This is a genomic window from Methylobacterium sp. Leaf85, from assembly GCF_001422125.1.
Taxonomy (GTDB): domain Bacteria; phylum Pseudomonadota; class Alphaproteobacteria; order Rhizobiales; family Beijerinckiaceae; genus Methylobacterium; species Methylobacterium bullatum.
The window spans coordinates 115,505-137,147 of record NZ_LMME01000032.1; the positions used below are offsets into that span (position 1 = coordinate 115,505).

20 protein-coding genes are annotated in these 21,643 nt (G+C 67.3%); 14 read left to right on the forward strand and 6 right to left on the reverse strand.

Translation table 11 applies throughout. The annotated features are described in order from the left end of the window. Nucleotides 1–7: 7 nt before the first annotated feature. Both ASF08_RS18325 and ASF08_RS18330 read right to left on the reverse strand, forming a co-directional pair. Entirely contained in the window at nt 8–2,002 is a 1,995-nt protein-coding gene (locus ASF08_RS18325; protein ID WP_056148181.1) for a molybdopterin biosynthesis protein, read from the reverse strand. Beyond that, nucleotides 1,999–3,084, reverse strand: a complete 1,086-nt coding sequence (locus tag ASF08_RS18330; RefSeq protein WP_056148184.1) for a molybdopterin-binding protein — start codon at nt 3,082–3,084, stop codon at nt 1,999–2,001. Before ASF08_RS18330 ends, ASF08_RS18325 begins: the two co-directional genes overlap by 4 nt. A gap of 422 nt (nt 3,085–3,506) precedes the next feature. Here ASF08_RS18330 and ASF08_RS18335 point away from each other — a divergent pair, with 422 nt between their 5' ends. After that, nucleotides 3,507–4,796, forward strand: a complete 1,290-nt coding sequence (locus tag ASF08_RS18335) for a c-type cytochrome (RefSeq protein WP_056148824.1) — start codon at nt 3,507–3,509, stop codon at nt 4,794–4,796. A 279-nt stretch (nt 4,797–5,075) separates the two neighbouring features. Here ASF08_RS18335 and ASF08_RS18340 read toward each other — a convergent pair whose 3' ends face one another. Next, on the reverse strand, nt 5,076–7,118 hold the full coding sequence (locus ASF08_RS18340) for a 4Fe-4S dicluster domain-containing protein (protein WP_056148187.1): 2,043 nt from the start codon (nt 7,116–7,118) through the stop codon (nt 5,076–5,078). Nucleotides 7,119–7,246: 128 nt separating this feature from the next. Between ASF08_RS18340 and ASF08_RS18345 the strand changes: the two genes are divergently transcribed. From ASF08_RS18345 to ASF08_RS18400, 12 genes are all read left to right on the forward strand, one after another. After that, entirely contained in the window at nt 7,247–7,984 is a 738-nt protein-coding gene (locus ASF08_RS18345; RefSeq protein ID WP_056148190.1) for a biotin/lipoate--protein ligase family protein, read from the forward strand. Further along, on the forward strand, nt 7,981–9,267 hold the full coding sequence (locus tag ASF08_RS18350; protein ID WP_056148193.1) for an OprO/OprP family phosphate-selective porin: 1,287 nt from the start codon (nt 7,981–7,983) through the stop codon (nt 9,265–9,267). Before ASF08_RS18345 ends, ASF08_RS18350 begins: the two co-directional genes overlap by 4 nt. A gap of 132 nt (nt 9,268–9,399) precedes the next feature. After that, nucleotides 9,400–9,978, forward strand: coding sequence for a DUF6505 family protein (locus ASF08_RS18355; protein WP_056148196.1), 579 nt, complete (start codon nt 9,400–9,402; stop codon nt 9,976–9,978). Next, the gene (locus ASF08_RS18360; protein ID WP_056148200.1) at nt 9,975–10,985 is read left to right on the forward strand and encodes a DUF6352 family protein; all 1,011 of its coding nucleotides are present in this window, start codon (nt 9,975–9,977) and stop codon (nt 10,983–10,985) included. Before ASF08_RS18355 ends, ASF08_RS18360 begins: the two co-directional genes overlap by 4 nt. Further along, the gene (locus ASF08_RS18365; protein ID WP_056148202.1) at nt 10,982–11,524 is read left to right on the forward strand and encodes a DUF3305 domain-containing protein; all 543 of its coding nucleotides are present in this window, start codon (nt 10,982–10,984) and stop codon (nt 11,522–11,524) included. The genes ASF08_RS18360 and ASF08_RS18365 overlap by 4 nt, the downstream gene beginning before the upstream one ends. Further along, complete coding sequence (locus ASF08_RS18370) at nt 11,521–12,183, forward strand: DUF3306 domain-containing protein (protein WP_056148205.1); 663 nt, start codon at nt 11,521–11,523, stop codon at nt 12,181–12,183. The genes ASF08_RS18365 and ASF08_RS18370 overlap by 4 nt, the downstream gene beginning before the upstream one ends. 95 nt (nt 12,184–12,278) lie before the next feature. After that, nucleotides 12,279–12,926: a TorD/DmsD family molecular chaperone gene (locus ASF08_RS18375; protein ID WP_244474576.1), complete on the forward strand. Its 648-nt coding sequence runs from the start codon at nt 12,279–12,281 to the stop codon at nt 12,924–12,926. 43 nt (nt 12,927–12,969) lie between these two features. Beyond that, entirely contained in the window at nt 12,970–13,194 is a 225-nt protein-coding gene (locus ASF08_RS18380) for a hypothetical protein (RefSeq protein ID WP_018044802.1), read from the forward strand. A 7-nt stretch (nt 13,195–13,201) separates the two neighbouring features. Further along, the gene (locus ASF08_RS18385; protein ID WP_056148207.1) at nt 13,202–16,144 is read left to right on the forward strand and encodes a formate dehydrogenase subunit alpha; all 2,943 of its coding nucleotides are present in this window, start codon (nt 13,202–13,204) and stop codon (nt 16,142–16,144) included. Between the two features lie 12 nt (nt 16,145–16,156). Beyond that, nucleotides 16,157–16,753 (forward strand): formate dehydrogenase FDH3 subunit beta, encoded by a 597-nt coding sequence (gene fdh3B, locus ASF08_RS18390; protein ID WP_018044800.1) that lies wholly within the window; start codon nt 16,157–16,159, stop codon nt 16,751–16,753. 47 nt (nt 16,754–16,800) lie between these two features. Further along, nucleotides 16,801–17,832: a formate dehydrogenase subunit gamma gene (locus ASF08_RS18395; RefSeq protein ID WP_056148209.1), complete on the forward strand. Its 1,032-nt coding sequence runs from the start codon at nt 16,801–16,803 to the stop codon at nt 17,830–17,832. 63 nt (nt 17,833–17,895) lie between these two features. Next, on the forward strand, nt 17,896–18,099 hold the full coding sequence (locus ASF08_RS18400) for a hypothetical protein (RefSeq protein ID WP_056148212.1): 204 nt from the start codon (nt 17,896–17,898) through the stop codon (nt 18,097–18,099). Between the two features lie 3 nt (nt 18,100–18,102). On the opposite strand, the gene ASF08_RS18405 is transcribed toward ASF08_RS18400, so the two are convergent. Continuing rightward, on the reverse strand, nt 18,103–18,879 hold the full coding sequence (locus tag ASF08_RS18405) for a HesA/MoeB/ThiF family protein (protein ID WP_056148215.1): 777 nt from the start codon (nt 18,877–18,879) through the stop codon (nt 18,103–18,105). 112 nt (nt 18,880–18,991) lie between these two features. Between ASF08_RS18405 and dapE the strand changes: the two genes are divergently transcribed. Continuing rightward, nucleotides 18,992–20,197: a succinyl-diaminopimelate desuccinylase gene (gene dapE, locus ASF08_RS18410; RefSeq protein ID WP_056148827.1), complete on the forward strand. Its 1,206-nt coding sequence runs from the start codon at nt 18,992–18,994 to the stop codon at nt 20,195–20,197. 45 nt (nt 20,198–20,242) lie between these two features. Here dapE and ASF08_RS18415 read toward each other — a convergent pair whose 3' ends face one another. Together ASF08_RS18415 and ASF08_RS18420 are read right to left on the reverse strand one after the other, a co-directional pair. After that, nucleotides 20,243–21,118 (reverse strand): hypothetical protein, encoded by an 876-nt coding sequence (locus tag ASF08_RS18415; RefSeq protein ID WP_056148219.1) that lies wholly within the window; start codon nt 21,116–21,118, stop codon nt 20,243–20,245. Beyond that, nucleotides 21,119–21,628, reverse strand: a complete 510-nt coding sequence (locus ASF08_RS18420; RefSeq protein WP_056148223.1) for a hypothetical protein — start codon at nt 21,626–21,628, stop codon at nt 21,119–21,121. Nucleotides 21,629–21,643: the final 15 nt, after the last annotated feature.

The window sequence follows — 21,643 nt, forward strand, 5'->3', positions numbered from 1 at the left end:
TGCTCCGTCATGACAAGGTCCGCGCGCGGGGAAAGCCGAGTTCGGCCAGCGCCGAATCGGTCTTGGGCTCGGCGAGGAGGGAGAGGAAGGCGGCGAGAGCCGGTTCCCGCGCCCGGTCCTCGGCATAGGCGAAATCGTAGCGCTCGTCGGTGAGCGGCAGGCAGCCGAGGCCATAGGCGCGGGCCACGCTCTCGATGGCGACACCCCAATCCGCCCGGCCCTGGGCCACGGCGGCGGCGACGGCATTGTGTGAGCGGGGCTGGTTCCAGAACCCCGGCGGCCGGGCGCCGTTCAGCACCCCGTCGATGAGGAGCCGCGTCCCCGATCCAGTGTTGCGGTTCACCATGATCGCGTCCGGGTCGCGGACCAGGGCCGAGACCGCCTCCGCCGCGTCGCGCCCCGCGAACCGGCCATCGCCGGGGCGGAACACGACGCCCTGCATCCGCCCCCAGCCCTCCGCGAGGCGCAAGCCCGGCACGAGGAAGGGCGTGTTGTAGCGGCCGGTCTCGGGGTCGAGGAGATGCATCGCGGCGATGTCGCATTCGCCCCGCTTGAGGGAGGCGAGGCCCCCCGAGGACCCGACCCAGATGGTGCGGGCGCGGATGCCGCGCTCGGCCAGGCGTCCGACGACGGCGTCGAGGCCGATGCAATGGCTGCCCACGATGGTGAGGTCGGGCGCGCGGGAGCCGGCCCCGATCCGCGACAGGCTCACCCGCTCGCCGGCTTCCATGCCCGCGCGTGCGGCGGGAATCGCGAAGAAGCCGTCGGCCTGGGAGAAGGCCGTCACCGAGCCGGAGCCCTTGGAGAGCGGGACCGCGACGGGAGCGTCCCGCCCATGGGTGAGCGAGGCCATGACGAATTCCATCCGCCCGCGTTCGGAGGCGATGCGCTGGGGAAGGACCGCTTCGACGCTGTCCTCCTCCCGTGGGGGAAGCCCCGCCAGCGACCGGACGAGCGGCACCACGAAGTCGTGGAAGGTGAACATCGCGGAGGTCGGGAAGCCCGGCAGCACGACGATGGCCTTGCCCTGCGCCTTGGCGAGGCAGAGGGGCTTGCCGGGCTTGAGCGCGACCCCGTGGACGAGGATGCCGGGCTCGCCGAGGCGCGAGAGGATGCGGTGCGAGACATCGCCCGCCCCCTTCGAGGTCCCCCCGGACAGGACGACGACGTCGCAATCCGACAGGGCCGCGCGGATCGCGGCTTCGAGCGCCGTCTCGTCATCCGCCACGATGCCGAAGGGCACGGGGGCGCCGCCATTCTCGGCGACCGAGGCGGCGACGATGGCCCCGTTCGAATCGTAGATCCCGGCGGCCGGCAGGGGCTGGCCCGGAGCCACCAGCTCGTCGCCGGTGGACAGCACGGCGATTCTCGGGCGGCGCACCACCTCGACCGCGGCGAGGCCGCAGGCGGCGAGCATGCCGATTTCCCGCGCCGTGATCACGGTGCCCTTGCGCAGTACCGTCTCGCCGCGTGCCATGTCGGAGCCGGCATAGCCGACGAACTGCCCGGGTGCCGCCACCCGGTCGAGATCGATGGCGAGCGGTCCTTCGCCGGATGCGATCCCCGTGGCCTCCACCATCACCACCGCGTCGGCTCCGCGCGGCATCACGCCGCCGGTGGCGATGGCCGTCGCCGTGCCCGGCAGGACGACGAGCCGGGGCGCGACGCCGCAGGCGAGGATCTCGTGATTGAGGCCAAGCCGGCGCGGCTCGGCCTGGCTCGCGCCCATCGTGTCGGAGGCGCGGAGGGCGAAACCGTCGACGAGGGCGCGGTCGAAGGGAGGCACGTCGATGGGCGAGGCGACATCACCCGCCAAGGCGCGTCCGAGGCAGGCGGCCAGCGGCACGCTCTCCGCCGGCAGCGCGGCATGCGGGATCGCCGTGCGAAACCGTGCGACGGCCTCGTCCCGGCCGACCACCTGGAGGAACTGCTCCTGGCGTGCCGCGCGCGACAGCCTCGCCAGGAAATCCTCTTTCGTCTCAGCTCCGTCGGGGCGGTTCACAGGGGCACGACCTCGATCCACTCGCCTTCAGGGTAGCCTTCCCGCTCCGGCGGCACCAGAACCGCGCCCTCGGCGAGGATCAGGCGACGCAGCGGCAGATCCCCGCCGCCGATGGGCTCCACCCCCTCCCGCGTCCTCCGCACGAAGACGATTTCGCTCATGCCGACGGTGGAGGCGATCTTCCGGGTGAGGCGGCCTTTGACGCCCTCGGGCGCAACCGCGCCGGAGAGACGGGCCAGCAAGGGCCGCCCGAGGGCGAGGAATGTCGCGAGGGCGGCGTCCGGCCGGCCGGGCAGCAGCAGGACCGGAACCGTCCCGATCCGGCCAAAACCGGCGCTCTCCCCCGGATGAAGGGCGATGCCGTGCCCGTCGAGGCGGCCCGTTCGGGCGAGGGCCTCCGCGCTGTGATCGGCGCGGCCGAACCCGGTGCCGCCGACGACGAACACCGCGTCGGCCCCATCGACCCGCAGCGCTGCGGCGATGGCGCCCGCGTCACGCTCGGAATCGCTAGACGTGACCCGAACTCCCGCCGCCGCGACCCAATCGGCGACAGCCGAGGCCGACCCATGACCGATTCCGACGACGTGGATATGGGGCCTTCGGGCCACGACCGTCTCGATCCCGGCGCCAAGGAGAGCGAGGGCACGGAGCGGCGTCAACCGCTCGCCGGCCCGCGCCAGCACGTCCCCGCGCGCGACCTCCTGACCGACGCGGGAGATGCCCTCGCCCTGCGCCGCATCGGCGACGATGTCCCCGTCGGCGCCGACCGCGTCCGGCATCAAGACGGTGTCGGTGCCCGGCGGCAGCACGTCGCCATCCTCCACCCAGGGGGGCGGTCCTCGCAGAGCGACGGGTGCGTAGGGGGAGGCGCCGGTCACATCCCCGGCGGCCACGGCCCAACCGTCCCGGCGCGCGCGCGGCTCGACGGGACGATCGGTGAGGGCCACCCCATCCTCTGCGAGGATGAAGCCGATCCCGTCCCGGACGGGCACGAGGATGGTGGCCACGGGCGAGACTGCGAGAAGTCGCGCCACAGCCTCGTCGAGGGGCATCGAGGCCGAAGTGGCGGACCGGATCGACATGAGCTGAGACGGATGCTGCATCGCGGGCGGGTGAGCAACCCCGCCCGTGGCGGATCAGCCGAGCGGTGGCCGGCGGGGAAGACGGGATGCGTTGCCCCGGCTAAAAGCCGGTCTGATCGGATGTCTGAGCTTATGCTCATGCCGAAGGCGACCGGCTGCCGAAGTCGATCATCCCATCGGACCACCTCATCCTGAGGTGCCCTTTGCTTGAGCAAAGGGCCTCGAAGGAGCCCTCCAGTACGCTCGGTGGTTTCTGGAACCCTCCTTCGAGGCCGCTCCGCGGCACCTCAGGATGAGGTGAAGACTTGGATAGACGCTTCAAACGGCCTCTGATTTTCAGCGTTCTTGGCACTTCGTAGGAGAGCGACGGCGTGGCGCAGGCATCCGTGTTGTCCGTCCGACTTCGATCCTCGCGGGCCGCGATCCGCCATGCCTGGTCGATCTGCGCGGCGTTCCTCATCCTCTTCGCCCCCCTTCCGGCCTCGGCCCAGTTGCGCGGGCATGGCGGGCCGGTGCGGGCTCTGGCCATCGCGGCGGACGGACGCATGGCGATCTCCGGCGGGTTCGATCAATCGGCCATCCTGTGGGGAATCGACCAGGGGTCGGCCCTGGCGATCCTGCGGTTCCACGATGGCGCGGTGAATGCCGTCGCCGCCCTCGACGGGGGCCGCTTCGTCACGGCCAGCGAGGACGGGCGCATCGCCCTCTGGCAGGGCGGACGCCCGGAGCCGGTGGAGGTCTTCGCCGACCATTCCGGACCCATCGTGGCCCTCGCTGTCTCGGCCGACGGGACGCGCCTCGCTTCCGCATCCTGGGACGGCACCGCGCAGATACGGCTCCTCGCCGGCGGAAAGGTGCGGGTGCTGCGGGGCCATGCCGGCAACGTCAACGCCGTCGCTTTCCTGGCGGATGGCCGGCTCGTGACGGGAGGCTACGACGCCACGCTTCGGGTCTGGCCCCTCGCCGAGACCGACGAGCCGCCGCGCGTCGTTCAACTGCCGTCACCGATCAACGCCCTGGCCGTGACGCCGGACGGCGAGATCGCCGCCGCCGGGGCGGACAGCGTGGTGCGCTTCCTGTCCGAGGATGGGGCTATCCGTGCGTCGGTGGACCTCGCGACCAACCCCGTCATCGGGCTCGCCGTGTCGCCGGACGGGCGACGGGTGGCCGCCGCCACGGTGGCGGGCACCGTGGCCCTGATCGACAAAAGCGCTGCCAAGGTGGCGTTCAGCCTCGTCGGCCCCGGACTTCCGGTCTGGTCTCTCGCCTTCCGGCCCGATGGAACCGAGTTGCTGACCGGAGGCGGCGATCGCCTGGTGCGCCGCTGGGATGCCAGGACCGGCGAGCCGATCGGGCCACTGTCGATGGCGCGGCCGGCGGATTCATTGGCCGCCTACAAGGGCGATCACGGGGCCGAGGTGTTCCGGGCCTGCGTCGCCTGCCACACCCTGACGCCGGAGGAGGGCCACCGCGCCGGCCCCACCCTGAGCGGCGTGTTCGGCCGCCGCATCGCCACCGCCGAGGGCTACAATTTCTCGCTGGCCCTGAAGAGCCTCGACATCGTCTGGGATGCGCGGACCATTTCGAAGCTCTTCGAGATCGGCCCGTCCCGCTACACCCCCGGCACCAAGATGCCCGAGCAGACGATCAACGACCCGGACGACCGCGAGGCCCTGGTGCGGTTTCTCGAAAAGGCGACGAAGACGCAGTGATCCATCCAGGTTTCGCTGCGTCTCTCGAAACTCCCGGTCGTCGCCCGGAACGCGACGGCGCAGTGGAAGCCTCTCGAAATCATTTTGCGTTGCTTGTCCAATGTCTTACGTCATCCTGAGGTGCCGCGTAGCGGCCTCGAAGGAGGGCTCCAGAATCCACCGGGCGAACTGGAGTAATCCTTCGAGGCCCGCTGACGCGGGCGCCTCAGGATGAGGTGACAGGATGGGACGATCGACTCTCGCAGGAGAATCCGCCGAGAGATCCGATCAGACAGGGTGTTAAGCGCCGCCGTTCCCGCCCGTCTCCCGCGCGCGAAAATAATCCTCGGAGGTTCGCGGCTTCGAGCGCTCGGGCGCCGTGTGCGGGTCGAAGGCCTCGTTGACGACGACTTCGACGCGGCAGGTGTCGCACATCATCAGGGTGCGGATCCTGGCCTCGCCGGCGCTGCCCTTGAACATCCAGTGGCGGCCCTGAAGCTTCTCGATGACCCGCTCGATGCTGCTGCGCGTGCCGAAGGGTTTGCCGCAGGAGACGCAATCGAACGGCTCCTCCTCCTTGACGATGCGGCGCGGCTGGCTCCAGGCGGCGAAATCGACCTGCGGCGTCAGGGTAATGACATTCTCCGGGCAGGTGGCGGCGCAGAGCCCGCATTGCACGCAGAGGCCTTCCTCGAAGGCCAGCAGCGGCCGGTCCTGGCTGTCGCTGAGGGCGTGGGTCGGGCAGGTGCCGACGCAGGCGAGGCACAGGGTGCAATCCTCGCTGCGGAAGTCGAGGCCGCCGAAGGGCGATCCGGCCTCCAACGGGACCATTGCCACGGGGGCCGGGGCGGCCACATGCATCTCGCGGAAGGCGAATTGCAGCACGTTGCGCTTGGGGCCGACCGGCATGAAGGCGGCGGGAACCGGCGCGGCCGTGCCGACGCTGCCGGGCGACAGCGCGGCACCGAGCCGATCCGGATCGTCGGTCTCGATCAGGGAGACCACGGGCGTCCCGTCGGCGGCACCGTAGCCCAGTGCCCCGGCGAGCGTGTCGGCGAGGAGCGCCATCCTGCGCAGGGGCGCGATGTCGTGCTTGGGACGGTCGCGGACGAGGAGGCGGATACCCACGGCGCCGTAGGCGAGAAGCGCGGCGGCGGCCTCCGGGCCCAGCTGCGTGACCTCGTTGACGGCGACCGGCAGCACGTTGGCCGGCAGACCGTCGCCGTAGCGGGCCAGCGCCTCGATGAGGGGCTCGCCATGCTCCTCATCGTGGAAGAGGACGATTCCATTCCGTCCCCCGGCCTCGTGGTACGCGCGCATCAGGGTGCGCAGCCGCCGCATCAGCGCGTCGGCGGCAGGCAGTGCGTAGGCGGCCGCACCCGTGGGACACACCGAGGCACAGGAGCCGCAGCCGGCGCAGATGTAAGGATCGATGGCCACATGATCGCCGGCGGGCGCGATGGCGCCGGTCGGGCAGACTTCGAGGCAGCGGGTGCAGCCGGTGATGCGCGACCGCGAATGGGCGCAGAGATCGGCCTGGAAATCGACGAAGCGCGCCTTCTCGAACTCGCCGACGAGATGGGAGATCGTGAAGATCGCCCGCTCCACGGCGGCCGGGTCGCGGGGATCGGCGCGGACATAGCCGCTGCGCAGGTCATGTGTGGGAAACAACGGCGTGCCGCCCGTCAGGTCGAGGACCACGTCGCAGGTGGAGGTGGCGCCGTTGCGCGCCGGGCCGAAGGAGAGGGACTGGCGGGATGACGGGCTCGGCACCGCGTAATCGTCGATGCGCAGGGAGAACGCCCCGAGATGGCCGCTCGCCGACACGACGCTGCCCTGCAGCACGGGAAATTCGTGGCGGCGCGGCACCGGCACGTCGCGGGGGCGGCTGAGCAGCACCGTCACGTCGAGATGATCGGCGAGGCGGCGTCCGGCCTCGATGGCGAGCTCGTCGCTGCCATAGATGAGGGCGACGCCCTGGCTGACCATCGCGACGGTGCCCGGCGCCGGGGGGACCTCCGCTCCGGCGGCGAGGAGGGCGGCGATCTTCGGTCCGGCCGCGTCGGCCTCCGTCGACCAGCCCGCAGTCTCGCGGATGTTGGCATAGGTCACGCGGGATTCCGCCCCGGACCCGGCGGCGATGTCGGTGAAGAGCGGAGCCTGGAGCGTGCACGAGACGGTGACGGGCGAGCCCTGCGCCAGGGCGTCCTCGAACCGGGCGATCTCCCGCCCGCACAGTTGATCGGCGGTCTCCAGGCGGCCGCCGCACGCCTTGCCGATCGCCGCTGCGTCGAGGGCGACGGTCTCATCGCAGGAGCACGCGAATACGATCCGGTCGGACAATGATTTACCCCGAACGTTTGGTCACAGCGGCGAGGGGACCAGCCCACTCGCGCTCAGGTTGGTGCATCGTATACTATAACGGCTCGAAACTAGGACCCGACATACGGGCGCAGGTAGAACCGAAACGCATGGCGCCGAGCCCCGACGACCCGGACCTGATCCTGCCGCCCGTCTTCTCCTTCGTCGTCATGGACGGGCCGGGGAGCGCGTTCGACGAAGCCCTCGATGCGGCCGCATCGGGTGACGCCACCGGGCGCCTCGTCTGGCGACGCAGCGCCGAGGTGCTCGATTTCGCCGTGATCCTGGAGCCGGACGAGCCCCTCGCCACGGCGCGCCGCGCCTTCTTCGCCGGCATGGTGGCGCTTGCCGAGGCCATCGGCGCCCATGGGCCGCCCGAGATCCCGGTGACGTTCGACTGGCCCGACACTCTCCGCTTCGATGGCGCGCGCCTCGGCGGCGGGCGTCTCGGATGGCCGCCCACCTGTGGCGAGGGAGAGGTGCCGGACTGGCTCGTCTTCTCCGCCACGATCATCGCCTCGAAGGCGCAGGCCGGCGATCCCGGCCTGACGCCGGATTCGACCTCTCTCGAAAACGAGGGCTTCGCCGTCGAGGACGGGAACGGGGCCATCGTCGAAAGTTTCGCCCGTCATCTCATGAAAACCTTCGCCGTCTGGGACGAGGACGGGTTCGAAGCCGTCGAACGGCGCTACCTCCGGCGCCTCGCCGATGGCGGTCCGTCGGCTCGGATCGAGCGGATCGACGCGAACGGCGAAGTCCTCGCCGATGGCGGTCGAAGGCACCCTCTCGTGGCGGTCCTAACGGGGGTCGCGTGGCGCAATCCACTCACCGGTGAGCCGCTCCTGTGAGCGCATCGTCGAAGATCCTCCTCGCCGTGCTCGCGGCCTTCCTGGTCCCGCCGGGCGGGCTTCGGGCCGAGGATGCCCCGAGAGGGCCGGCCATCGAGGCCAAGGGCATACCCGGCCCCTATGGCGAGCGGCTGACCATCGACGACAAGGGCATCGCCCTGACATTTCCAAATGATTCCATGGCGTTACGCATCGGCGGCCGTCTTCACCTCGATTTCGGTGTGGCGGGCATCCGCCAATCGGGCTTCGGTGATCCCTTCAGCGACACCATCGCCGTGCGCCGTTCGTGGATCGAGGCGACTTTGAGCCTCGGCAAGGATGTCGGCCTCGGCTTCCAATACGATTTCGCCGATCCGGTGACGCCGATCAACGATGCTGTCCTGGTCTATCGCGGCGTGCCGGACATGCTCTTCAGTATCGGCAATGAGAAAGAACCGTTCGGTCTCGATCAACTTGCCTCCAACAACAATGTCCTCTTCACCGAGCGGGCCTTGTCCGACGCTTTCGTGCCGGCCAGAAACTTCGGTTTCGCCGTCGGACGACATGGCAAGGACTGGAGCGTCGTCACCGGAGTTTTCGGCGGCAACGCCAATACCGGCATCGGCACCGAAGGTATCGCCTCGACCAGCCGCGTCACCTATGCGCCGATCAACGACGACCACCGGACCCTGCATGTCGGTCTCGCCGGCAGCTACCGCGACCTGCCCCGCGACGAGAGCCCGCTCTCCCTGTCCAGCCGGTCGGAGGCGTTCCTCTATACCAGACGCTTCGTCGATACCGGCGACATCCGCGATGCCGCCAGCATCGCCCGCCTCGGCGCCGAGCTGGCCTACCGCTCCGGTCCGCTGCTGGTGAGCGCGGAATACACACGGACCGAGATCGGCCGCTTCGACGGCGCTAAGCCACTGAAGTTCCAGGGAGGATACGTTCAGGCGAGCTGGGTGCTGAACGGCGACAACCGGGCCTATCGCATGGCTCCCGACTTCAACGGGACGAGCTACGCGGTCTTCGGCGGCGTCAAGGTCGCCGAGGCCCAGCGCATCACCCGCGGCGGCTTCGGCGTGTTCGAGCTCGGACTGCGGTTCTCGGCCATCGATCTCGACGACGGCGGCATACGCGGCGGCATCGAGCGGGACGGCACGGTGGGACTATCGTGGTATCCCGACACCAACATCCGCATCATGGCCGATTACGTCCGGTCGCACACGTCCCCCTCCGCGCTCCAGAATGGGCGGACCATTGATGCCGATACGTTCATCGGCCGGTTCCAACTGTACTGGTGAACCCGTGCCGACCTTGTCCGCGAGCAATTGCGGACGCCCCGCACCAGATACCGGCCTTGAACGCCACGATCATCGCCGTCATCCGGAACGCGAGTTCGAGGAGCGGCGACAGGATGGGCCTCGGAATTGTCGATGAGCAGTCTCAAACTCCCACGGACCATCCGCCTCGACCCGTCGGATACCTTCGTGTTCGCTCAGGCCGCCGAGCCCGGCGAATGGGCGGTGGCCGGGTCATTCCTGTTCTGGGATGCCAATGTCCCGTTGCTCGAGGGCAAGGAGCGGACGGCGTTCCGCTCGGGATTCCTCGGCGTGACTTCCCTGGGATTCTCCACCCTCGTCGTGGTGAGCGAGGCGACTCCGACCGAGCGGGACGCGGCCGTGGAGGATTTGGCGCGTCATCTCTGCGAGCGCCTCGGCGCGCCGAGCCTCGACGTGGCCCGCGTCGCGGCGGCGGAGGAGATCGAGTTCGCCGGCTCCCTGTGCCAGCCCGCCATCGGCAGCGTGATCGCCCTGCACAGAACCTTCGAGGACGGCGAGATCCGGGAGGCGTTCCGCACCCTGCACCAGCGCGGGCCCGGTGTTGCCGGAGCCGACAAGCTTCACGCTCATGCGCGGGCCTTCACCTTCGTGGAGACCGACGACGAACCCGAGGAGCGGGCGGACCTCATCGGCATGGCGACCACACCAGGATCGAAAGGCGAAGGACGATGACCGAGTTCTGGGTCTCCAGCGGCCACCATCTCGCCGGCTGCACGGAGGGGGGCGGCCTCGCCGTGACCGACGACTTGATCCTCGCCTATCTGGCCCGGCCCGAACTGGTGCCGCCCGAGGAGGCCTGCATGGCAGAGCGGGCACTCCACCGCAGCCTCGTGACGTCACCGCGCCGGGCGGTCTCCCCCGGTGAGGTTGCCGCGATGGCGGATGCCGATGCGCGCGAGAACTGGACCATGATGCTCGCCTTCCGCGATCGGCTGACGGCCGCGCGCTCCGTCGAGGCGGCCTATCTCGACCTCGTTCGCGGCGGCCTGAACGGCACGCCGCCGATCTTCCTCAACCAGCTGGCGCATCTCATCCTGCGCAACGCCCTCGACGGCTGCGACGACCCCTACACCCTTCGAGCCGGCGAGCTCTTCTTCCGGCCGCAGCGCGTCTCCTTCGTCGACGGCGCTGCTTTGCTGGCCGATGCCGAGGTGATCGAGGCGCGGGAGACCGGGGCTGCGCAATCGCCCCTCGTCGCCATGCTCGGCAAGGAAGCCGCGAACGAACTCGACGTGCTCACGGACGAGACCGCCTGGACCTATTGGAGCCGCTCCGACGCGTTCACCATGGCGCTCAACCTCGGAAGCAACCCGAAGAGCCGCGACGGACTCGCCCGCGCCATCGAGGCCTGGATCCGCCACCTATTGCACCTGGAGGCGAAGGTGGAGCCGATCGCGTCCATGGACGATCCGGACTGGCGCTGGTTCGTCGGGCTCGACGCACAGGCGACCCGGATCGGCAACGCCCTCTGGAACGGCGAGACTCTGGACGAGGCGAGCCGCATGCGCATCCTGGCCCTGTTCCGCCTCACCTTCGCCGATGACCGGCGGATCGACCCGCGCGCGGCCGGCCGGCCGGTCTATCTCCTGATGGCCATGGACCCCGATAAGCGCCTCTTTCTCAAACCTCAAAACCTCGTGGCGGGATTGCCGATCATCGACGGTGCGGAGGCCGCATGACCGAACAGAACACGACCCAAGCCGCGACACCGCCCGACGACCGTTTCGAGGTCGGCATCATCGTCGCCAAGCGGGCGTTGAAGAGCCGCTGGGCGAGTCATGCCTGGCTGCCGGTCTCGGCCCTTCCCGACATCCCGGCCGCTTCGCCCTGGACCCTGCTCTCGGCGACGCCCGAGGAAGAAACCTTCTACGCCGGCGCCTATGAGGTCTCGCTCCATCCCGCCGAGACGTCGCATTACCGCGACAACCTGGTCTCGGGCCGGCCCTCGCTCTGGGTCGCCCTGCGACAGGTCGCGGAGGGAAACTACGAGGTCGCGAACGTGACGGCCGATCCCTACGAGGGCGAATCCATGGCTGAGGGCATCGGCGAAGTGGTCGAGGCTGTGCCCATGCCGCTGGAGGTCCAGGCCAAGGTCCTGGCCTTCTTCGAGGCCTTCCACGTCGAACAGGTCTTCCACAAGCGCAAGCGCGACAGGGCCGATCCGGAGGCCCTGGCCCGACAGGGCACCGGTACGCGCAGGCGGGGGGACGAGGGATGAGCGGCGGCGATTTCCTTTCCCGCTGGTCGAAGCGCAAGCGCGCCGTCGTCCGGAAAACTGCGCCCGCGCGCGATTTGGCCGTGAGCGAGGAGAACGGAAGCGAGCGGGCATCCCGCCCGGAGGAGCTTGCCGAAGGCGAAACCCTGCCGCCCGAGGAACTCGCCAAGCTGCCCTCCCTGGATAGTCTGACGGCTGAGACCGACCTGACCCAGTTCCTCCGGGCGGGCGTGCCGATGGTGATGCGCAAAGCGGCACTGCGACGGATGTGGTCCGTCGACACCAACATCCGCGACTATGTCAGCGAGGCACGGGAATACGCCTATGACTGGAATGCGGTGGGCGGTGTGCCGGGAAACGGCCCGCTTTTGCCCACAGATGACATCAAGGCCATGCTGCGGGACATTTTCGATGGGACTCCCGTCGAAGAATCGGAGCCCGAGCCGACGACCGCCGAGGCCGAACCGATCGAAGCGGAGCGGCCTGGAGAAGACTCTGTCGCCGCGACAAGCGACCACGGAATTGAATCCGCCGGTGCAGAAAAACAGCTCGTCGCGTTGCCCCAAAACCAGCCGAGCTTAGCCGTTCCCCCGGCGATTCCTTCTCCCGTGGACGCGGCTATGCCGAAACCGCGACGACATGGCCGTGCCGTCCCGCTTTGAGCGATTAAAAACTACGTTGCGCACGTCCCAATCCGGGCTATTGTGGAGAAAGTGAATTCACTTCGCCCGCGATCGGGTCGCGGCTTAAGGATGGTATGCGTTCGGTGGAGTTGTTGCGCGAGGACGAGGCGAATCTCGCTTCCGGCGCGCCCGGCATGATGCAGCCGGTCGCCGACGACGTCGATCTCCTGCGCGCCCATCTCTACGATGTTCTCGCAGCCCTCATCGGCCGAGCGCCCTCCGACGATATTTTGTCGCTTCTCGCGGCCTCGGCAGGTGACGGTAGCCCCCTCGGCAAGGCGTGTTCTTCGCTGGCGGGCGAAGCGGCCGGCGCGGACCTCGCGAAGGTCGGGCGGGAGTATTTCGATCTGTTCGTGGGCGTTGGGCGCGGCGAGGTCGTGCCGCACGCCTCCTACTACCTCACCGGCTTTCTCAACGAGCGCCCGCTTGCCCGAATCCGGCAGGATCTAGCCCGGCTCGGCATCGAGGCCACTGGCGGCATGAGCGAGCCGGAAGACCATGTGGCGATGCTTCTCGAGACTATGGCGGGTCTCGTCTCCGGCCGGTTCGAGACCGACCTCGGCGAGGACCGCATCTTTTTCGAGCGGCATCTAAAGCCCTGGGTCGGGCGTTTGTTCGACGATGTGGCCGCAAATCCCCGTTCGTCTTTCTACCGCGCCGCGGGCGACCTCGGCCGGACATTCATCGACATCGAGGCCCAGGCCTACGCGCTCGACGCGTGAGGCGGGGACCATGAGACATCGGTCGCATTCAGGAGTGACGAGCATGCGGGACGATCGAAAGGACGAGATGGGACGGCGCCATTTCTTCCGCGCCCTTGGCGGCGGATCGGTGGCGGCCGCCGCTGCGATCACGGCCCAGCCGATGATCGCGACGCCCGCGCAGGCCTACGATCCCGGCGAGGATGAGACGAAGGCCCGCTACCGCGAGTCTGACCACGTGAAAGCGTTCTACCGGACCAACGGCTACGAGACCCTGAAGAAGAATTGAGGGCGCCATGCTGATCAAGCGCAAGACCGGCGGCCCGGGCCGCACCTTCCATCCGGCCGTGGCCATCGGCGACACGCCAAGGGCCATCGACCGTCGCGCCTTCCTGCGCAATTCCGGCCTCGTCGCCGGAGGGCTCGCGGCCGCCGGCTCGATTCAACTCGGCTCCGTACGTAAGGCGCAGGCGGCGGGGTCGTCCGCGATCGGTCCCGACGTGACGATCAAGAAGAACATCTGCACCCACTGCTCGGTGGGCTGCACGGTGACGGCCGAGGTCGTGAACGGCGTTTGGGTCGGCCAGGAGCCGTCCTTCAGTAGCCCAATCAACCGGGGTACGCATTGCGCCAAGGGCGCGGCGATCCGCGAACTCGTCTCCAGCGACCGCCGCCTGAAATACCCGATGAAGATGGTCGACGGGCAATGGACCCGCATCTCATGGGACCAGGCGATCGACGAGATCGGCGACAAGATTACCGGCCTTCGCGACAAGTACGGCCCGGATTCCGTATACTGGCTCGGCTCGGCCAAGTTCACCAACGAGGCAGCCTACATCTTCCGCAAGTTCGGCGCCTTCTGGGGCACCAACTCGGTCGATCATCAGGCGCGCATCTGTCATTCCACCACGGTGGCCGGCGTCGCCAACACCTGGGGCTACGGCGCACAGACTAATTCCTACAACGACATCCGCAATGCCAAGACCATGATCATTCTCGGCGGCAATCCTGCCGAGGCGCATCCGGTCTCCCTCCAGCATCTGCTCTCCGGCAAGGAGATCAACCGCGCGAACATGATCGTTATCGATCCGCGCTTCACGCGGACGGCGGCCCACGCGACGGAATATGTCCGAATCCGCTCCGGCACCGATATCCCGGTGGTCTGGGGCATTCTCTGGCACATTTTCCAGAATGGCTGGGAGGACAAGGAGTTCATCAGCCAGCGCGTCTACGCCATGGACGACGTCCGCAAGGAAGTCGCCAAGTGGAACCCGGAGGAGGTCGAGCGCGTCTCGGGCGTGCCCGGCGAGCAATTGCGGCGCGTGGCCGAGACCTTCGCCAAGGAGAAGCCCGCGACCCTGATCTGGTGCATGGGGGCGACGCAGCACACCGTGGGCACCGCCAACGTTCGCGCGCTCTGCATCCTGTGTCTGGCCACCGGCAATGTCGGCAAGCCGGGCACGGGCGCCAACATCTTCCGCGGCCATACCAACGTGCAGGGGGCCACCGATATGGGCCTCGATGTGACGTCGTTGCCGCTCTATTACGGCCTCGTCGAAGGAGCCTGGAAGCATTGGGCTCGCGTATGGGACGTGGAGTACGACTGGCTGCAGTCGCGCTTCGACGAGGTGCCGGCCAAGGCCGGCCGCAAGGCCCGCACGCGCAAGGAGAGCATGGAATCGCCAGGCATCACCTCGACGCGGTGGTTCGATGGCGTGAACCTTCCAGAAGAGCAGGTCGACCAGCGCACGGGCATCAAGGCGATGATGGTGTTCGGGCATGGCGGCAACACCGTCACCCGGCTGCCCGAGGCGGTGAAGGGGCTGGCCAAGCTCGACCTGCTCGTGGTCGCCGACCCGCACCCCACCACCTTCGCCGCTCTCGATGCACGGCGCGACAACACCTATCTCCTGCCAATCTGCACCTCCCTGGAGATGGACGGCAGCCGCACGGCCTCGAACCGTTCGCTGCAATGGGGTGAGCAGATCGTGAAGCCGGCCTTCGAGTCGAAGAACGATTACGAGGTGGTCTACCGCCTCGCCGCCAAGCTCGGCCTTGCCGACAAGATGTTCAAGAACATTAAGGTCGTGAACGGTGTCCCCGAGGCCGAGGACATCCTGCGGGAAATCAACCGCGGCGGCTGGTCGACGGGCTATTGCGGCCAGAGCCCGGAGCGCTTGAAGGCGCATATGCGCAACCAGGCGAAGTTCGATCTGGTGACGCTGCGGGCGCCAAAGGACGACCCTGAGGTAGGCGGCGATTACTATGGCCTGCCCTGGCCCTGCTGGGGCAAGCCCGAGCTCAAGCATCCGGGAACGCACATCCTTTACAACACCAACCTCCACATCAAGGAGGGCGGCGGCACGTTCCGGGCGCGGTTCGGCACTGAGCGCAACGGCGTCACCCTGCTCGCCGAGGATTCCTTCGCCAAGGGTTCGGAGCTGACCGACGGCTACCCCGAATTCACCATGGCGGTTTTCAAGAAGCTGGGCTGGGACAAGGACCTAACGGCCGACGAGATGGCGAGCATCACCAAGACCGGTGGGGCCAACATCGATGCGGTGAGCTGGGCGACCGATCTGTCGGGCGGCATCCAGCGCGTCTGCCTCGACCGTGGCGTCACGCCCTACGGCAACGGCAAGGCCCGGGCGAATGCCTGGAACCTGCCCGACCCGGTTCCGGTGCACCGCGAGCCGATCTACACGCCGCGTCCCGACCTCGTGGCGAAATACCCGACGCGCCCCGACGAGCGTCAGTTGCGCATGCCCAACATCGGCTTCTCGGTGCAGAAGGCGGCGGTGGATCGCGGCATCGCCAAGGATTTCCCGATTATCCTCACGTCCGGCCGTCTCGTGGAGTACGAGGGCGGCGGCGAGGAAACGCGGTCGAACCCGTGGCTCGCCGAGCTGCAGCAGGACATGTTCGTCGAGATCAACACGGGCGACGCCACCGATCGCGGCATCAAGGACGGGCAGTTCGTCTGGGTATCCGGCCCTGAGAACAATGCAAAGGCCAAGGTGAAGGCGCTGGTGACGGACCGGGTCGGCAAGGGCGTCGCCTTCATGCCGTTCCACTTCTCAGGCTGGTACCAGGGCGACGACATGCGAAAATTCTATCCGCACGGCACCGACCCCGTCGTACTGGGCGAGAGCTCCAACAATACGACCACCTACGGCTTCGATCCTGTGACGGGCATGCAGGAGACGAAGTGCACCCTGTGTCAGATCCGGGCCGTTTGAGGAACAATCGCCATGGCTCGCATGAAATTCCTCTGCGACGCGGACCGCTGCATCGAGTGCAACGCCTGCGTCACCGCCTGCAAGAACGAACACGAGGTGCCGTGGGGCATCAACCGCCGGCGCGTCGTCACGCTCAATGACGGCAAGCCTGGCGAGCGCTCGGTTTCCATGGCCTGCATGCACTGCACCGACGCGCCCTGCGCGGCGGTGTGCCCGGTGAACTGCTTCTACACTACGGCCGACGCGGTGGTGTTGCATTCCAAGGACATCTGCATCGGCTGCGGCTACTGCTTCTACGCCTGTCCCTTCGGCGCGCCGCAATATCCGAAGGTCGGCAATTTCGGCTCGCGAGGCAAGATGGACAAGTGCACCTACTGCGCGGGTGGCCCCGAATCTGATTTCTCGACCATCGAATACGAGAAATACGGTTCGAACCGTCTCGCCGAAGGCAAGCTGCCGCTCTGCGCCGAGATGTGCTCCACCAAGGCGTTGCTGGCGGGCGACGGTGAGATGATCGCTCAGATCTACAAGCAGCGCGTCATCAAGCGCGGCTACGGCTCCGGCGCCTGGGGCTGGAAGACCGCCTATCGCGAAACCGTCGCCATCTAGGCGGCGGACTGGACTGCCGGGGTCGAGACTTCAGGAAGGAAACGCCGATGCGGCGGACACTGACGACTTTCAGGACGCTGGTCGCAGCGACCATCCTCACGGCGGCTGCCGGGGCCTCGTCGACCTCCTTCGCGCAGCAGACGCGCGACGGAATGAACCCGACCGGGCAGAACCCGACAGCGGAATCCGTCAACGAGGAGTTCCTGTTCAAGCAGGACCCGAAGATCACCGGCCGCATCAGCATCCCCGACGGGAAGGCGGCGCACCTGATCCAGCCCGCCGGCCGCGACTATCGCGATTTCCGGGAACGTTGGCTGCCCTGGCTCAGCGCGCTCGCCGTACTCGGCGCCGTCGCCCTTCTCGGCCTGTTCTACTTCTTGCGGGGCCGTATCCTGATGGAGCGCGGGCCCGACACTGGCCGCAAGATCCTGCGCTTCAACGGGTTCGAGCGGTTCGCGCATTGGATGACGTCGAGCTGCTTCATCATCCTGGCCCTGTCCGGCCTGAACTACATCTTTGGCAAGCGCCTACTGATGCCGCTCATCGGCGCGGACGCGTTCGGTGTCGTGGCGCAATACGCCAAGTTCAGCCATATCTACCTGGCTTGGCCATTCATGATCGGCGTCGCCCTGATGCTGGTGCTCTGGCTGAAGGACAACATCCCGAACAAGATCGACATCGACTGGATCAAGGCCTTCGGCGGTTTCGTCGGCGACAAGCATCCCAGCGCAGGCCGCTTCAACGCAGGCCAGAAGTTGGTGTTCTGGATGGTGATCGGCTTCGGCTCGGCCATGAGCGTCACCGGCCTGATGATGATCTTCCCCTTCGCCCTCACCGACATCACCGGAATGCAGCTGATGCAGGTGATTCACGCTCTCATCGGCATCGCCTTCATCGCTGGCATCCTCGCCCATATCTACATCGGTACCCTCGGCATGGAGGGTGCTTACGACGCCATGGGTAGCGGCAAGGTCGATCTCGGCTGGGCCAAAGTCCACCATGATCTCTGGGTCGAGGAAGAGCAGGCCAAGACCGCGAGCGGCCCGCAGCTCGGGCGCTATCAGGTGCCTGCCGAGTAACCAACCGGACAACCACAGACGTTCGGCGATCGGCGCCGGCATGTCGAGGATCGGACAACGTCCATGAAAGCCTTCATCATCGCCCTCGTCGTCGCTGTCGCCATCGGCACGCTGGCCGCCATGCTCCTCAACCAGCAGCAGCGCTTCGCGTATCAGGCTTTCTCGACCTCCGGCGCGCGGGTCTCCGACCCGGCGGGCCACAGCAACCTCGTCGGACCGAACTGGAACGGGATCACGCCCGATCCGGAGAAGCCTTCGAAATCCTGAACCTTACGTCGCCGATCCACTCAACGGATTGCCCTCGTCCCAGCCATAGCCGAGCGTCTCGAACCGCATGGATCGGGCATCGACCATGAGCAACCGCCCAACCAGCGGCTCGCCGAAATCCGCCACCGCGCGGATCACCTCCATCGCCATCAGAGATCCCATCACCCCGGCAAGGGCACCCAGCACGCCGGCTTCCGCACAGGCGGGTACGCTGCCGGGCGGTGGTGGGTTCGGAAACAAGCAGCGATAGGTCGGATTGGGGCGGCCGTCCGACCTAGTCTCATGGGCACGGATTGTCGTCAGTGTGCCATCGAATTGCCCCAGGGCGGCCGTGACGAGTGGACGCCTCGCGTGGAAACAGGCATCGGAGACGGCGTAGCGGGTCGCGAAATTGTCCGACCCGTCGGCGACAACGTCGTACTCGCGAATGAGGTCGACGGCATTGTCCCGGTCGATCCGCATGTGATGCGGTTCGATCCGCACATACGGGTTGAGACGCGCCACGGCGTCGGTTGCGCTGTCGATTTTCGTGCGGCCGATATCGGGGGTGCCGTGGATCACCTGCCGCTGCAGGTTCGAGAGCGTGACCGTGTCGTCGTCGGCGATGCCGATCGTGCCGATGCCGGCCGCTGCCAGATACTGGATCAGCGGAGCGCCGAGCCCGCCGGCGCCGATGACGAGCACCCGCGCCGCCTGCAAACGCGCTTGTCCCGGTCCTCCGACCTCGCGCAGGACGAGGTGGCGGGCGTAGCGTTCGACTTCGTCGCTGGAGAAGGCCATCCCGGTGAGATAACCCCTGCGGCGAGGCGCTGAAAGACCATCGGGACGGTATTTGCGTCTCAGTACCGTGCCGCTTATTCGCGACAGCGGAATGTCCCATCTCGACGAGACGATGCCCGTGTCCTCTCCCGTTATCGCCGATCACTCGCCGCTGGCCCTCGCCCAGGCCCTCATCCGCTGCCCGTCGGTGACGCCGGAGGAGGGCGGTGCCCTGCAATGGCTCGGCCACGTCTTGGAGGAGGCGGGTTTCACCGTTGAGCGCCCGCGCTTCTCGGAGCCGGGAACGCCCGACATCGACAATCTCTACGCGCGGATCGGGACAGGCAGCCCCTATCTCCTTTTCGCGGGCCATACCGACGTCGTCCCGCCCGGTGCCGTTGATGCGTGGCGCTACGGGCCGTTCGACGGCGCGGTATCGGACGGCATGCTCTACGGCCGCGGCGCGGTCGACATGAAGGGCGGCATCGCCTGCATGCTCTCGGCAGCGCTCGCTTTCGTCGCCGAGCGGGGAGGGGCGTTCAACGGCTCCATCGGGTTCCTCATCACCGGCGACGAGGAGGGGCCAGCCATCAACGGCACGGTGAAGCTCCTCGAATGGGCGAAGGCGCGGGGCGAGCGTTTCAACCATTGCCTTCTCGGCGAGCCCACCAACCCGGCGCGCCTCGGCGAGATGATCAAGATCGGTCGGCGCGGGTCTCTCACCGGCAAGCTCGTCGTCCATGGCCGTCAGGGCCACGTGGCCTATCCCCATAAGGCGGAGAATCCCATCCCCGGCCTGCTGCGCCTCGCCTCCGCCCTTCTCGCCGAGCCGCTCGATGGCGGCACCGCGCATTTCGATGCATCGAACCTCGAGTTCACCACCATCGACGTCGGCAACCCGGCCACCAACGTCATCCCGGCCGATGCGCGCGCCACGTTCAACATCCGCTTCAACGAGGGCTGGACGGCGGAGACCCTGGGGGCCGAGATCCGTCGGCGGCTGGAGGCGGCCGCCGGCAACAACGTCTGGTTCACCCTGGACCTTCAGCCCTCGAACTCCCCGGCCTTCCTCACCGCGCCGGACGCGTTCACGGACCTCGTGGTCGAGGCGATCGAGGCCGAGACCGGGCTGCGCCCGGTCCTGTCCACCACCGGTGGCACGTCGGATGCCCGTTTCATCAAGGATGCCTGCCCAGTCATCGAGTTCGGGCTCGTGGGCGAGACCATGCACCAGACCGACGAATGCGTGGCTATCGCCGATCTGGATAGGCTGACCGCGATCTATGGGCGGGTACTTTCGGCCTATTTCGCGGTCGCTTCCGAGAAAGGCGAGGTCTGACCGGCGGCAGGCACGAAGTTTCCACTCCCGGAACCTCGGCAGGCGTCATGCCGCTTTTCGCGTCATTGTCCGTCGAATCCACGCGCCGCGGAAGCGATAGTGGCAATTGAACGGGTGACGGCGCGTTTGGAAGCGACGGCTTCGCGTGCCGAGCCGGTCCCCGACCGCAATGTAGATCTGCCGTAGGCGCTGGACGTGCGGATCGTCGAGGCGCAACTCGATACTGGCTCGCGTCAGACCTGCTGCGGCCTTGGGATCCTTCACGCTCAGCGGAACGAGTGCTTCCCCGAGGATGATGCGACCGACTTCCAGAAGCAGGGCCTCGTGCATCTCGTCGCTCGCGGCGGCCAGACGTTCGAGGTCGAAGAGGGTTCGTACGCCGAGGGGCCAGAGGCGGATGATGCGGTCTCGGCCGACCGAACAGCAGAGTTGCGCCTGCGCCACCCAATCCATGATCTGATAAACTCCGTATGGGGTCTCGACGAACAGCATCAGCGGGTTGGCCGCCGCGAGATTCTGGGTCGAATGGATGTGATGGTCGTCGAGCCTGACGCGAATATCGCTGTCGATTCCGTCGATGATCTCGACCGGCGTGATCTTGAAGGCGCGGAAAACCTCCTCTTCCTCGCGCTTGAAGTTTTTCAACTGGTCCCGTTGCACGATGCTGCGCAGGACGACATCGGGCATGATGCCGGCGACGAAACAGGCTGCGACCACCACGGCGATGGTGGCCGGCGCGGTCGCGCTGGGATCGACCGTCACCAGGGCGGAGACCAGACCCGTCCCGATCCAGAGCAACGATATGACGAGGATCGGGCCGAGAACGATACTAACCAGCATCCTTATGGTTTCACCCACGATCGTCCCGGGGCTCATGTCGAAATTCTTGATCGCGCGGTAGAAATTGCGCAGCGCCGTCACTTAGCTGCCCGCGAATGCCGCGCAGATCCCGAGAAGCCAAACCAGCCCGAGACTTCCGGGCGTCGGATAGGTCACGCCCGGCCAGCGGAAACCGGATGGATGCCCCGGTTGTCCGGCGAACATCCAGAGGAGCAGCGACAATCCGTATAACATGCCGATCGCCGCGCATGCGCTGAAGGGCGCGCAGCCGATGAGCCAGGAGAGTGTCGAAAAGTCCTCGCGCTTGCGATGCGCCTCCCGCGCGATCGCGTTGGTTCTATCGCTTTCGGTGGTCCCAGCCATCGGGTCGCTGCTGCGCCTCGCACCGACGAAATACTTGTACTTCACGAATTCGAATGACGGGATCAGCATCGGACCCGGCTGATCGGTCTTGTCGAAGACCGTGGCGAGATCCGTGATGATCTCCTGCCTCTGAAGTTTGATCGCCTCTCGTATGGCAACGAAAATCAGGGGTGAGATGACTGCGAAGGCGGTCGCGAGAACGAGGATGATCTGGAATGGCGTTTCCACAGGTGAAGGCTCCAG